The sequence below is a fragment of the Bartonella vinsonii subsp. berkhoffii ATCC 51672 genome (genome assembly GCF_902825225.1).
GTDB classification, from domain to species: Bacteria; Pseudomonadota; Alphaproteobacteria; order Rhizobiales; family Rhizobiaceae; genus Bartonella; species Bartonella berkhoffii.
Genome location: NZ_CADEAK010000180.1, coordinates 1 through 436, shown reverse-complemented (window position 1 = coordinate 436; position 436 = coordinate 1). Strand labels below are relative to the sequence as shown.

The following is a 436-nucleotide window of genomic DNA, read 5'->3' as shown; positions in this document are numbered from 1 at the left end:
TGTGGATTGGCTCCCTTAGAATAGCGAGAAATAAAGCCCCAAAGAACCTCTATATTTTCAGCATTTGAAGCAATTACCAAATTCAAGAGCATAGCAAAAAATACAGGCAAAACATCTTGTGGAGGGCAACCACTATGGATGTGCCATACAGGATTATTCAGCCGCTCTTGCCGCCTTTGACGCCCATAGGATGAAAGATGCACATAATATTCATCAACCGCTTTTGGGATAACATCAAAATAAAGCCGTTTTGGCGTTTTGGGATTTGAAGACATATAAGGCCCTAGACTCTCAGTTGGAGAATATGTTAAACACTCATCAATGGTTAAGCCATTTCATTTAGATTTAGAAATTTTCTGAAACTTATCATCTAAAAAGAGCTCATAGTTAAATCCTTCAGGTGAATTTCCACCAAGCACTTTCCAGACATTAGAAG

At 38.5% G+C, this 436-nt stretch carries 1 pseudogene; it reads right to left on the bottom strand.

Features of this window, described 5'->3' with window-relative positions:
* Positions 1–436 (bottom strand): annotated as a pseudogene (lysK, locus tag J7R10_RS08830) (lysine--tRNA ligase); the annotation flags it as partial.